Annotated in this window: 8 protein-coding genes and 2 pseudogenes; 7 read left to right on the forward strand and 3 right to left on the reverse strand. The window is 51.6% G+C overall.

What is annotated here, in order from left to right:
• Nucleotides 1-37: 37 nt before the first annotated feature.
• Both H586_RS20535 and H586_RS20225 read right to left on the reverse strand, forming a co-directional pair.
• A pseudogene (locus tag H586_RS20535) lies at nt 38-1,144 on the reverse strand (IS3 family transposase).
• A 286-nt stretch (nt 1,145-1,430) separates the two neighbouring features.
• Nucleotides 1,431-3,512 (reverse strand): sigma-54 interaction domain-containing protein, encoded by a 2,082-nt coding sequence (locus tag H586_RS20225; RefSeq protein WP_081701851.1) that lies wholly within the window; start codon nt 3,510-3,512, stop codon nt 1,431-1,433.
• Between the two features lie 354 nt (nt 3,513-3,866).
• Here H586_RS20225 and H586_RS0112920 point away from each other — a divergent pair, with 354 nt between their 5' ends.
• The 5 genes from H586_RS0112920 to H586_RS0112940 all read left to right on the forward strand — a co-directional run bounded on the left by H586_RS0112920 (nt 3,867) and on the right by H586_RS0112940 (nt 10,923).
• Nucleotides 3,867-4,721, forward strand: a complete 855-nt coding sequence (locus H586_RS0112920) for a substrate-binding domain-containing protein (RefSeq protein WP_027182264.1) — start codon at nt 3,867-3,869, stop codon at nt 4,719-4,721.
• Nucleotides 4,722-4,835: 114 nt separating this feature from the next.
• The gene (locus H586_RS0112925) at nt 4,836-6,872 is read left to right on the forward strand and encodes a TonB-dependent hemoglobin/transferrin/lactoferrin family receptor (RefSeq protein WP_027182265.1); all 2,037 of its coding nucleotides are present in this window, start codon (nt 4,836-4,838) and stop codon (nt 6,870-6,872) included.
• A gap of 65 nt (nt 6,873-6,937) precedes the next feature.
• Entirely contained in the window at nt 6,938-8,800 is a 1,863-nt protein-coding gene (locus H586_RS0112930) for an extracellular solute-binding protein (protein ID WP_051364019.1), read from the forward strand.
• Complete coding sequence (locus tag H586_RS0112935; protein WP_027182267.1) at nt 8,797-9,894, forward strand: microcin C ABC transporter permease YejB; 1,098 nt, start codon at nt 8,797-8,799, stop codon at nt 9,892-9,894. The genes H586_RS0112930 and H586_RS0112935 overlap by 4 nt, the downstream gene beginning before the upstream one ends.
• A 9-nt stretch (nt 9,895-9,903) precedes the next feature.
• Entirely contained in the window at nt 9,904-10,923 is a 1,020-nt protein-coding gene (locus tag H586_RS0112940) for an ABC transporter permease (protein ID WP_027182268.1), read from the forward strand.
• Between the two features lie 5 nt (nt 10,924-10,928).
• Here H586_RS0112940 and H586_RS0112945 read toward each other — a convergent pair.
• A pseudogene (locus H586_RS0112945) lies at nt 10,929-11,564 on the reverse strand (transposase); the annotation flags it as partial.
• A gap of 294 nt (nt 11,565-11,858) precedes the next feature.
• Between H586_RS0112945 and H586_RS0112950 the strand changes: the two are divergent.
• Together H586_RS0112950 and ngr are read left to right on the forward strand one after the other, a co-directional pair.
• Nucleotides 11,859-12,266, forward strand: a complete 408-nt coding sequence (locus tag H586_RS0112950) for a GFA family protein (RefSeq protein ID WP_027182270.1) — start codon at nt 11,859-11,861, stop codon at nt 12,264-12,266.
• Between the two features lie 315 nt (nt 12,267-12,581).
• Entirely contained in the window at nt 12,582-13,190 is a 609-nt protein-coding gene (gene ngr, locus H586_RS0112960) for a nigerythrin (RefSeq protein WP_011369063.1), read from the forward strand.
• The last annotated feature ends 164 nt before the right edge of the window (nt 13,191-13,354 follow it).

Below are 13,354 nucleotides of genomic sequence, written 5' to 3' on the forward strand. Positions count from 1 at the left end.
TCCTTATGGTTTTAGCATGTCTTCGTAAGCTTCCCCGTCAAGAGGACAGTTGAAAAATAGAGTTTCCAGCGTTGTTGGATAAAAACTCGGAGGGTGTCAGGTCCCCGAGAGAGTCATGGGGCCGCTGTTCGTTGTATTCAATCTTCCACCAGTGGGTGATCTCCCGGACCTCATTCAAAGTCCTGAAGAGATAGAGATCAAGCACTTCGGTGCGATATGTCCGGTTGAACCGTTCAATGTACGCGTTCTGATTAGGTTCTCCGGGTTGAATATATTGGATGCTCATTCCTGCCGACTCGGCCCAGGCTACAAACTCACCGGAAAGGAATTCCGGTCCGTTGTCCGTCCTTAGCTCTTGGGGAAGGCCTCGTTCCAAACGTAGCCGTTCAAACACTCGGATTAACCGCCTTCCGGTAATGGACGTGTCGATTTCGACGTGCAGCAGTTCGCGGTTGAAGTCGTCAATAACGTTGAAGGTTCGAAATCGTTTCCCCGCATAAAGCGAGTCGCTCATGAAGTCGGCAGACCACGTCAGATTGGGCTGGGCCGGGATCGACAGCGGCTGCTTAGTGCGTTGAGGCAACCGCTTCTTTGCCCGGCTCTTCAGGTTCAGCCGCAGCTCGCAGTAGACGCGATATACCCTCTTGTGGTTCCAGCAATGCTTGCGACGCAGTACCTTGAAGCACTTCCAGAATCCCAGCGAGGGTGTTTGTCTATTAATGAGTTGATCGCCTCGATGACTTCGTGATCACGGCTCCCACTTGCAGGCAACCGATAATAGGCCGTCCTGGATAAGCCCACACAGCGGCAACTGCGTAGTATGGACAGATTGTGCTCGACAGTCAGATAAGCGACCGCCTCGCGTTTCCCGGTCGGCCTTAAAGCTTTTTTCGATCAGATCCTTCAAAGCACGGTTTTCGAGGGCCATGTCCGCATACATCCGCTTCAACTGCGCCAGCTCAGCCTCCATATTCTTCATCCGTTTCAGATCGGAAGCCTGCATGCCTCCATACTTGGATTTCCAGCTATAATAGGTGGCGTCGGAAATACCGTGGGCGCGGCAGATGTCTTTGACTTTGATACCGGCTTCGCCCTCTTTGAGGATCGAGAATATCTGTGTCTCAGTGAATCGTGATTTCTTCATGAAAGTCTCCTGACGGGGATATGCCAGAAAACTCCAGTTTTGGCCTGTGTCTTCTTAGGGGAAGCTTACGAGTGCCCTTTTGCGCATTCACTATTGCGGCTTTCAAAGCAATTTGCTCTCGCAGATTGCGAGGCATTGTAGTGGAGAGGCCCTCCTTTGCGGTGGAACCACGGCCAAGGGGCCTTTTTGCTTTTTCGCCATAAATTTGGCAGCCTTACCGTAAAATAGGATCATTCAAAAGGAGAGATTTCTGTTTTTTTTTTATTTCTACCAGACATCTAGGTTGTCAGTTCTCATCCAGCCGGTAGTTGCGGATTTTTTCATAAAGCGTCCGGCGGTCAATACCCAAAGCCTTGGCGGTTTTTGTCCGGCTCCAGCGGTGCCTTGCGAGTTCCTGTTTTACTATCCTTCTCTCAACTTCCGCCATTCTGTTTTTCAGCGTTCCGTCGGCACAGTCCGGCAAGCTCTCCCGGGATTCTTCAAAAATCTCCGGCGGAAGTTCGCCAAGCGTGGCGTAACGCATCGCCGCGTTGCGCAGTTCTCGCACATTTCCCGGCCAGTCATAATTCATGATACGCTTAAGCAAACGACCGGACATGGGAGGTGCTTCAGGATACTCGCCCAGAAAAAAACCGAACAATAAAGGTATGTCATTTTTTCTTTCGCGCAGAGGCGGAATATGCAGCGGCAGTACATTTATACGGTAGTAAAAGTCCTGCCGCATCCTGCCTTGGCTGACAAGTTGCTGAAGATTACGGTTTGTAGCTGCCACAAGTCTGAAATCAGGCCGTTGCAGCGCGTTGCCGCCTATTGGCTGAAATCCCGCTCCTTCAATCGCCCGCAACAATTTTATCTGCACAGAAAGAGGAATTTCACCAATCTCGTCAAGAAAAAGAGTCCCCCCGTGAGCCTGAGCAAGCAGGCCGTCATGATCAGATTCTGCGCCGGAGAAGGCGCCTTTTCGATGTCCGAAGAATTCATTTTCCATCAAGTTTTCCGGGATGGCACCGCAGTTTACCGAAATAAACGGGCCTGTCGCTCTGGGGCCTGCATCATGCAACGCTTTTGCGGCCAGTTCCTTGCCTGCCCCCGATTCACCAAGGACCAGTACACACTCGTCTGAAACCGCTGTTTTGCGTATATTGCGGATTAGCTCTGTCAATGCGGCAGACCGTCCGACCAGTCCGAACGGAAACATGGGGCTTTCTTTCGGACCGGCACCGGCTTGTAAATCGGCGGCCTGCGCCTGTTCTGCCAGTTTTGCCGGCATTATCACGCCATCAAAATGTGTGGGATTGCCGTTATGATCGCAATGCCATTTGCCCATATGCGTAACGTAAAGGTCGTCGCCTCTGTCACGGCCAAGCAAATAGGTGAACCTGCAAGGCGTTGCTTCACGGGACGTAGCCTCAAGCTGCCCGCATGCTCTTTGCCTGTCGCAAGGATGGACCAGCTCGGCAAAGCTTACAGGCCTACCTGTATGCAACAATCCCGCAGGAAAACCTAACAACTCTTCACAACACCCTTCTGCGTCGAGTACAGGATACTCGGGAGCGGCTCCCAGAGTGATGCAAACTGCAGGAAACGCGCTTTCAAGCTTTCGGAAGCCGCCTGATGGTGCCTCCTTGTGTGCTCTTTTCACTGCATAGCCCAGGCATAAAGTCCCTCTGGCCTCTTTATGGCAAATACGCAGCCCGCGTACCCAGATATTTTTTCTCCCACAATCTGTCGCTAAGAGCCGGTTGCAGCCTCCGGTTGCCTGCAGCCTTCTGCGTTCCGCAGCCGTAAAAAATGACAAAACATCCGGGAAAGGGTTCTGACATTGCCCATGGTGGGCTTCGGCAGGATGCTGTTCCGGTGCGGCATGAGCACTGCCCGCGACACGCCTGTCAGAACTGTTGTAGATGGCGAACGGGGTGCCGGTCGCTGCCAACGCCGCGCCAAGCTCTCCCAGAGCGGCATCTTCCGAAGGAAACGACAAATCGTTTTCAGCAAAAATTACAAGGTAGCCGTGTATATGTATATGCGAAGGGCCGAGGCGTACTATCTGCATATGGCTGATTCCGTCAGCAAACCTTACTGCTGTCGAAACCAAAGCTGTTGCTCCGGCCTGTGTGATGAGCGAGCTGATGTCAGTGTGAAATTCCAGCGCCTCAGCAAGGCTCTGCCCCTTATGAATCTGCCGGCGTATATCGGCAGGAATATGCTGCGCTCTTTCTACTAAAAGAGGTACTCCGTTTTGATCACAAAGGCAGTACCCGACGCGGGCGGTGGTTTCGAGAGTGCGTGCCATCTGCTTATATCCTGAAAGGGGCGGTTGTTGTCCGTAATGGCGGGGTTGTCTGTCGCTATCGATATTGACATTCATTATCTAAGTCAACATCACACCCCGCGATGCCGGTTCCTGAGCAACCGTCCACAGTCCAGAATAACCTCACTTCCGGAAGGCAGCCCGTATGGGAATAAAAACTCTCAAAACAGGCTGCGCAAGTCATTCGATCGAAAAACTATAAATTCAGATCGTTATATTAAAAGTACTAAAAAGCGGGAGGAAGACGTCTCATGTTGCATAAATAGAACAAAAAAATGAGTAAGAATAACATTTTGTTTTATCAGTATAAATTTAAAAATTGCGACATGGAACACTCTTTGCTGAATATGATAATCAAAAACATTATCGCATATGAGCTGCCTCAGGCCGCTTATGTTGCAAGGAGCATCCATGAAACAGGGTCCGAAGCTATTGCCGGTAATTTTTATAGGTGACCGTGTGGCAGATGTTGCCCGCGCTCTCGGGTGTTATCCCACCGCCATGATAGGTGGACAAATACCCATGATTGAGAAGGAGTTTCCCTTTGCACGACAGCTTGAATGCGTGCTTTGCGTCATGGGCAGCAAACGCAAGATACTGCTGCATGCCTATAAAAAGATGCAGATAGAGTATGTTGTCATTGAAAACACCAAGGATTCTCCTAATCCGGCCAGCATTGCCCCTGAACTGGAGGCTCAAGGACTCAAGGTTGCCGTTCTGGATTTCACCAGAGGAATGGAGCAGGCCATTCATGACGCTGGAAGAATTTTCAACATGCCGAAAAAGGCTGAAAAAGTTGCCTCAGACTACAAAGTGTCCCTTGAACAATCGCTTGCCAACCTGCCGCAACTGGGCAAGCGCGTTGTCACTTTGCTGGGCATCAGCAATCCTCAACGGTCTGATTCTTTTCTTCTGGCCGAAACCCCCGGCGGCTACATCGACAGCGCCGTTCTGGGACCGCTGGGTTGTATCAATGCCGCAGGACCAATGTTGAGTTCCACTGAAGAAACCGTCATGGACGGTATCCAGCTTCTGCGCTCCTTTACAGGACTTGAAGAAGCCAACCCTGATGTCATTGCGCTTACAGGTGACCCTCTTGTGGGCCAGCGCGCCCTACGCTCTTTTGTTCAAAAGCATCCGGAAACTGCTGCAACAATCCCCGCCTTAAAAAAACTGGAAATTTATGCATTACCACACTGTTGCAGTGCCAATCCCATGGAATATCCCCAAGCGCTAGCTTTGTGGAAGCAGGCACTGTCCGGTTAACAATCATATTATTGATCAGTTTTTCAGGAGCAAAAGAGGATGGCTACTATCTTTGGGGGGCGATTCCGGGCCTTATGGCTTGCAGTCGCGATTATTATTACAGGCACGGGCTTGATGCATCCTGCACATGCTGCATCCCGCAACACGGAAAATCAGCAGAATACCCACAATGCCACATCACCCGCCGCGGGGAAGGAGACTCCCCGCGAGAACACAGGGCCGGTCATCAGGCTGGATAAAATTGTCGTCAGTGCAACCCGTACAGAGCACAGCGCTTTTGAAGCTCCGGCATCGGTAGTGACGATGGACAAGGAGGCCATTGAGCGCCAGCAGGCAACCTCATTGCGTGACATCCTTGAAGGTGTGCCGAACCTTGAATTTTCAGATCCTACCAATCCGTTCATTCAGAAACCATCGCTGCGCGGACTCGAGCCCGATCAGACGATTTTCAAAATTGACGGGGCACGCCAGAACTATACTTCGCAATCCGGTATAGGGCATGCTCCCGCAGTAACCGACCCGGACATGCTGAAACAGGTAGAAGTGCTTCGTGGTCCGTCATCGGCATTACATGGCAGCGGTGGCATAGGCGGCGTGATTTCCATGCGTACTAAAGATGCGTCCGACCTGCTTGAACCAGGCAGTTCATTCGGCGGAAAGGTCAAAACTGGGTACATGTCCGCCACGCATCAAAGCATGAATTCGCTCTCTTTATACGGCCGGCATGGTATTTTTGATGTACTTGCCCACGGAGTGTACCGCGATTTCGGCGATACGCAGACAACCAATCCTTCGCCAAGCAAAGACACCAGTTACAAGACAGGCTACTCCCGCAGCAGCCTGCTCAAACTGTCCGCCTTTCCGGATGACAGCCAGTATCTTTCGCTGGCGTATTCATACAACGACGGGCGCTTTGACTCTACACGGGCACACAGCACATTTACCGAACAGGAACACAAACTTGTCGGCAACTACGAAATCGCACTGCCAGATAGCCCGTGGCTCGATCTTAAGCTGACTACACAAACAGCCTGGCGCGATAACGAGTACATGAACGATGCTCCCCGCGAGCTTAAAGACGAATACCGTTCCGTCGGCGGAAGTCTTCAAAACACTTCGCGTTTTGAACTTTTCGGAATGACCAGCAATGCTCTGACATACGGTGTGGATTACTACCGTGAAAACCAGCAGGGCACGGATTTCGGCCTTGCCGACCCTTCGCGTCCCAAGGCAAGCGCAGACGATCTCGGGCTGTTCATTCAGAACGAAATGGTATTGTTTGACCGGCTTACCCTGATTCCGGCCATGCGCTACACATCGTATTCCCGATCTTCAGATTCCGACATTGCTGAAGATCAGAGCGAAGAACGTGTAACCCCGAAGCTCACTGCAGTCGTTAAAATTGCACCATGGCTAAATGTGTTCGGCACATATGCCGAATCATATCGCCCCCCCTCGATGGATGAAATCTACTTTGCCATGGACAACACCATGCCATGGGGCACTATCCGCGTGCTGCCCAACCCCGACCTGAAGCCGGAGTCAGCTCAGACATGGGAATTCGGGGCATCGTTCGGTTTTGACAGTGTATTCGCTGATGCCGACCCGTTAAGGTTCAAGGCAGTTTACTTTCGCGAAGACATAAAAAATCTGATTGAAGCGCAGATGGTAAAAGACTTTTCGTCAGCGCCGTTTGACGAGCTGCACTACCAGAGCGTCAACGTGAGTAAAGCAGAAAGGTTCGGCTATGAACTGGAGCTTGAATACGGCATAGGTGCATTGTCTCTTGCAGCCTCTTACGGAAAAACCATCGGGCACGATAAAGAAACCCGTGAACGGGTAGGCGGCAGTCCGGAAAAGCTCAGCCTGCGGGTAGGTTACCTGCTAGCCTCATATGATCTGGACCTTTTTTGGAAGTCACGTTTTGTAAGCACGCACAAATACTATAACGTATTTGAAAACAAGGAAATGACCAGAAACCCTTACGCAGTTCACGGGGTAGGGTTTGCATGGACTCCCCGAGGTGGAAATCTTGAGGGCTTCCGCCTTGATTTTGGCGTCGATAACCTCTTTGACAGCCGTTACACAAACTCGGACGGCGCCTACGAAGTTGGCCAAAATATAAAGATGGCAGTCTCCTATAGCTTTTAGGGACCGTCAGACCGTTTGCCACATGTCCGGCTCCGCCCTGCGGAGCCGGACCCTCTGGAGTTTTTATGGAATCAGCGAACATGTCTGCACTGATGCCTGATGCCGCAGTGCGGACTGTCTGCGCGTTGCTTGTCTGCCTATGGATACTGCCCGTGCCCGGGGCTTTTGCCCGGACAGAAAACGTAATCGAAACCCACGCGCTGACCATAGCTGGCGATCCGGCAATGCCTCAGGGCTTCAGCCATTTTCATTATGTGAACCCCGATGCCCCTAAAGGAGGGACTCTGCGGTTGTATGCCACGGGCACATTTGACAGCACGAATCCTTTCACCCCCAAAGGCAAGCTGCCTGCAGGTTTCAGCTTGCTGTATGACAGTCTGACAACAGCAGCACATGACGAGCCTGATACCCAGTATTGCCTGGTGGCAGAACGTATCCGGTATCCGGAAGACCGTTCATGGATTGAGTTTGATATCAATCCGGCGGCCCGTTTTCAGGACGGCAGCCACATAACGGCAGAAGATGTTGTTTTTTCATACAATGCGACCATGAATAACATGGGAAATATTCTGCAGCGCTTTTTTTCGGATATCACGATGGCTCAGGCTGTGAACAGATTGACAGTGCGCTACGAATTTGCCCCCGGTGCCAGCCGTGAGATTCCTCTGTATATCGGCAGTCTGCCCATATACCCAAAAGCGTTCTGGCAGCATCGTGATCTAAGCAGAACAGCTCTGGAAAAAGTTGTGGGCAGCGGGCCTTATAGAATGGATTCATACAGGCAGGGGCGCGAAGTAATTTACAAAAGAGTTGATGGTTACTGGGCGGAGAATCTACCTGTATGCAAGGGACGATACAATTTTGACACGATTAGGTACGAGTACTACCGCGATGCCACCGTTGCACTGGAAGCATTCAGAGCGGGCCATTATGACATACGCGAAGAACACTCGGCCAAGAACTGGCATACATTATACAAAGGCCCTGCATTTGATCGGGGAGAAATAATATGCGAGCGGTTGCCACATGACAACGCTCTAGGAATTCAGGGTTTTTTCTTTAATACACGAAGACCTATGTTTTCAGATGTCCGTGTACGCAGGGCCATCATGCTGGCGATGGATTTTGAGTGGATCAACCGGCAATTCTTCTGGAATGAGTATATCCGCACTACCAGTTATTTTACCAACACAGATCTGGCCTGTACCGGCCTTCCTCGGGGGCGCGAGCTGGATTTGCTTGAACCCTTCCGCCACAGGCTGCCTCGGGAAGTTTTTGATACCCCGCATGTTTTCCCTGTTTCCGATGCTGACGGTTTCAACCGGACAAACTTGCTAAAAGCAGCAGCCCTGCTTGATGATGCGGGGTACCGCATACAAAACGGTATCCGCGTTAATACAGCCACGGGGCGTCCTCTGCGGTTTCAGCTTCTTACAGATTCTGCATCGGTACGCCGTCTGGCGCTTCCTTTTGCCGCCAATCTTCGACGTCTGGGCATTGAGCTGAATATCTTTACGGCCGATACCCCTACCTTTGTGCGCAAATCAACAACCTTTGATTTCGATATGATTTCAACTGCATTCGGTCACGGAACATATCCCGGACGCGAACTTATATTTTACTGGCACTCCTCTACAAAAAACATGGAAGGCAGCCGCAATGTGGCGGGGGTTGATGACCCGGTTGTCGATGCGCTGATACAGACCATCATCGGGGCGAAGGACCGGGAATATATGCAGGCCGCATGCAGAGCGCTGGACAGAGTTCTGTTGTGGGGGGAGTACGTTGTCCCTCTCGGAGCTTCGAACGTGCATCGGGTGGCTTACCGGAAAGGGCTTAAACGACCTGATGCAGGCAGGTATTCGTTTGCAGATATAAATGCCTGGTGGGATGAAAAGCAGGAAGCCGCGCAGGGGGCAGCGCAATGAGTACATATATTTTTAAAAGGCTGGCTCTGGTTATTCCGACGTTGTTCGCTATCCTGACAGTGAATTTTTTTGTTATTCAGTTATGCCCGGGGGGGCCTGTGGAACAAATGATTGCACGTATTCAGGGAGAGGAGCGATCTGTTTTGGAACGTGCGGGCGGGTCTTCTCAGGATGAAATAAAAGTCGTGCAAAGCTCTCTGGACAACATGGGAGGATACAGACCCGGGGCCCATGCCGACCCCGAGCTGGTTGAGCGTATACGCAGATATTACGGTTTTGATAAACCGCTTTTGGAGCGGTACTGGGCCATGCTGCGCGATTTTTCCGTATTCCGCTTCGGGGAAAGCTTTTATCAGGACAAAACCATACTGGAACTGGTGAGGGAAAAAATGCCGGTTTCTGTTTCTCTCGGGTTGTGGACCACTTTGATTTCGTATGTTGTTTCTATCCCTCTCGGTATCCGCAGGGCTGTAAAAGCCGGTTTTTCATTTGACGCATGGGCCGGATTTGTTGTTGTGGCAGCCGGCGCAGTTCCCACATTCCTGTTTGCCATTCTGCTGGTCATTCTTTTTGCCGGAGGCAGCTACTGGAGCGTATTTCCTCTCAGCGGCCTGACCTCACCGGATTTTGAATCCATGTCTGCCATCGGAAAAATGGCAGACTACCTGTGGCATATGGCTCTTCCTGTTTTTTCTCTGGTCATCGGCGGCTTCGCAGGCATGACTCAGCTGACACGCAACTGCTTTCTCGATGAAATCAGAAAGCAGTATGTGGCAACGGCTCGCGCCAAAGGTCTTACAGAGCGACGGGTACTGTACGGGCATGTTTTTCGTAATGCCATGCTCATTTTCATTGCCGGTTTTCCCGGTGCTTTTCTGGGATTGTTCTTTACCGGCTCGCTGCTTGTCGAGGTGATTTTCTCTCTGGACGGGTTGGGGCTTATGGGGTTTGAAGCAACTATGCAGCGAGACTATCCGCTGATGTTTGCAACACTTTACCTGTCGACCCTTCTTGGTCTGGTAGTCAAAATTCTCAGTGACCTGACGTATGTTCTGGTCGACCCGCGAATCGATTTCCGCTCATTACAAAAATAAGAGAATACCATGTCTATATTGCAAGGCGTGAACGCCCGCCGCTGGAAAGTCTTTTGTTCTAACCGCCGCGGGTACTTTTCTTTGCTTCTTTTTTTGGTTTTTTTCGCTATCAGCCTGAGTGCGGAAGTTATTGCCAACGACCGCCCCCTGTTACTTATGTACAAAGGACAACTGTATTTTCCCGTAGTCAGCGAGTACCCGGAAACAACATTTGGCGGAGAATTTGAAACTACACCCGACTATCATGACCCGGCACTGCAACACCGTCTGCAGGGGAACGGCTGGATGATATGGCCTCCGGTAAAATATTCGTACAGCACTGTATCACGCTGCGCCGAAGTTCCGTTTCCCGCACCGCCTTCTGGCTCGCACTGGCTGGGCACCGATGACAGCGGACGCGATGTATTGGCCAGGCTCCTCTACGGGTTCAGGCTTTCAGTCGTTTTCGGCCTTCTGCTCGCCTCTTTCAGTTCTATCGCCGGCATTTGCTTCGGAGCAGTCTTGGGCTACCACGGCGGGTGGCTTGATATGGCCGGGCAGCGTTTTATGGAAATATGGGGCGGAATGCCGGTAACCTACCTGCTTATTATTCTGGCAAGTTTTGTAGAACCTACCTTCTGGATGCTGCTGGGAATCATGTTGCTTTTCAGCTGGATGGGGCTTGTGGACGTCGTCCGCGCCGAGTTTCTGAAAGGTCGGAAACATGATTATGTACGGTCTGCCCGCGCACTGGGGGTTTCAAACTCCCGGATAATGTTCCGCCATATTTTGCCTAACGCACTGGTAGCCACAATATCCTTCCTGCCATTTATCCTGAACGGGTCCATAACAACGCTTACCTCTCTCGACTTTCTGGGATTCGGTATGCCTCCGGACTCTCCCGCGCTGGGAGAGCTTCTTTCGCAAGGTAAAACCAATATTCAGGCCCCATGGATCGGACTATCTGCGTTCGCAGTGCTTGGTGGCTTGCTGATGCTGTTGGTATTCATCGGAGAAGCCGCCCGCGATGCCTTTGATCCGAATTCGTAAAAATACATGATCCGGTAAACAAGCTTGTGGTTCACCGATGGACACCTTCGGACCTCGGAAGCGTATTGAGCTGCGGCTGAACCGCCGGTAACCACAGGCCTGGCGTTCATCCGGAATGGCGCGGATATGATGAAGCAGTTCTTCGTCCTGCTCCTTTCTATATCGGGGAGTTCGAACCGGAGGAGTGCCACCAAGGCGTTCTGCCAAACGCCAACGCGAGACTTCCGGGGATTCGGCAATCCGCTTCATAGGGAACCGTCCTCGAAAGGCAACGGTGGACGCGGGATTAGTTTTTCTCGCGGGCCATGGATGGCTTCCTTAAGGATTTCCGCTTTCATTGTCTTCCAGCCAAGAAGCCGTTTCAGGTCCCGGATACGCTTTTTCAGGGCTTTTGCCTCAGCAGCACTCACCACGTGGTCACCGGCCTGAATGGCCGCCTTTCCGCCGCCGCTCATGAGCTTTCTCCAGCGGAAAATCTGATTCGGAGCGATGTCGTATTTGCGGGTTGCAAAAGAGACGCTCATACCGGGCAGGAAGGATTCCTCAACGACCGGGAACTGCTTGGCAATGGTCCACCGGCGACGTCGGACCACGTTCACGACCTCGACAGTGGAACTTGAACTAGCACTCAGTCTGGGCATGCCTCTGGCTCTACCTCTTGGGTTGGCCGAGGTGTCCGGTCTGATCGGGGGCTGCTCCGGAAAATTATTTCCAAAAAGGCAGTTCGATAAGCGCACTTAATTTCAAAAGTACGTTGAGAGTATTCTTAAGGACAAGTTTCAGAGCGGTTGTTCAGGGTTGGTTTTCAGGTATCTGTATCTCCTCATCGCGTTGATTTCAGCGTCTCCGGTCTGGTATTTTGCCGGAAAAGCATGTTTTTTTTACTTCAATATGACATTTTGATATGAAGGGTTGTATCCGAAGGAGGGCTGCCGGTGACATACACGGGAACATGTCTGTGCGGAACCGTGGCGTTTGAGGTCGAAGGGGAGTTTGAAAAATTTTACCTGTGTCACTGTGAGCGATGCAGGAAAGACTCAGGCTCCGCGCATGCTGCCAATTTATTTTCTTCTACGGCTGAATTGCGATGGCTGGAAGGGGAAGAACATGTGCGGACATTTGATCTGGACGGACACATCAAAAGCTTCTGCAGCCGTTGCGGGTCTGCGTTACCGAATATTCAGATGGGCGGAACGCTGCTGGTGGTGCCTGCGGGCAGTCTGGACTGTGATGTTCCCATACGGCCCGATGGTCATATTTTTTATGCGAACAAGGCAAATTGGGACACGGCACTGGAAAATGTAGCTGTTTTTGACAGGCTTCCGGAAGAGCCTGACAGTTGAATGCCGGTGAAAGCCGTGCAGCGTACAGCTGCGGTGGTGGCTGATCTGTCTCGATGCTTGTCGGAAGGCAGCGGCGTGCATATGACCGTGTGATGCTGAAAACAGCGTATGCCGGCCGCAGTTGTTTATGCCGCCCCGCGGCTGCACATGTACGATGGCTGTCGTGTGCCGACTACAGGGTACCGTGGCGGGTACGTTTTTCTGCAAATTTTATTGAAGAAACGTTGACGTAAATTTACGGCAAAAGATATGGTTGCTGCCTGTGTGTACTATGTTTGTATTGTGAACAAACTGTAACGACAGGAGAAAATTCACATGAAGGTACGAGCTCAGATTCCCGGTGTGAAGAATGCCACAAATTTTAATGTGGTTGCAGACAGCAAAACGCCCGTGGGCAGCACGCTTGAAAATCTGAAGGCAGCCATTGCAGGGGAAACCGCTGCATACACGAAGTACATGACGTTTGCCAAAGCAGCCAGAGAACAGGGCTATGAACAGGCAGCCCGTCTTTTTGAAGCCACTGCGGCGGCGGAGCTGATCCATATTGATCTGGAATACACTCTGGTAGCACAAATGGATCCGGATTATGAAAAGCCCGCTGTGCAGGCTCCCGCCTCCTACTCCTGCGATCTTAATCTTATCTCCGGCGCCAACGGCGAGATATATGAAACCTCTGACATGTATCCGGCATTTATAAAAAAGGCGCAGGAAGAGGGCAATAACAAGGCCGTTGCCGTGTTTACGCGGGCAAAGCTTGCAGAAGCCGTACATGCGGAACTCTATCTTGGTGCGTACAACGATCTTGACGCCCCGGACGACGACAGGTTTCACCTGTGCCCTGTGTGCGGATACATCCACAAAGGGGAAGACTTCGAGAAGTGTCCCATCTGCTTCCGCCTCAAAGATTCTTTTACCGCATACTAGACAGTCTGTGCGACTGTTTTCCGGCTGGAAGATGCAGTGATTCTGCCGGTCTTACGGGCCGCCACGCTTCGGTTTGATTGCCGGATCAGCGTGGCGGCGCAGTATATTACAGACCTGTATGAATCTGCCGCATGGCCGTACTCCCCCCATTTCTAGGGAGCCTG

Origin of the sequence: Oleidesulfovibrio alaskensis DSM 16109 (assembly GCF_000482745.1) — a bacterium.
GTDB classification, from domain to species: Bacteria; Desulfobacterota; Desulfovibrionia; order Desulfovibrionales; family Desulfovibrionaceae; genus Oleidesulfovibrio; species Oleidesulfovibrio alaskensis.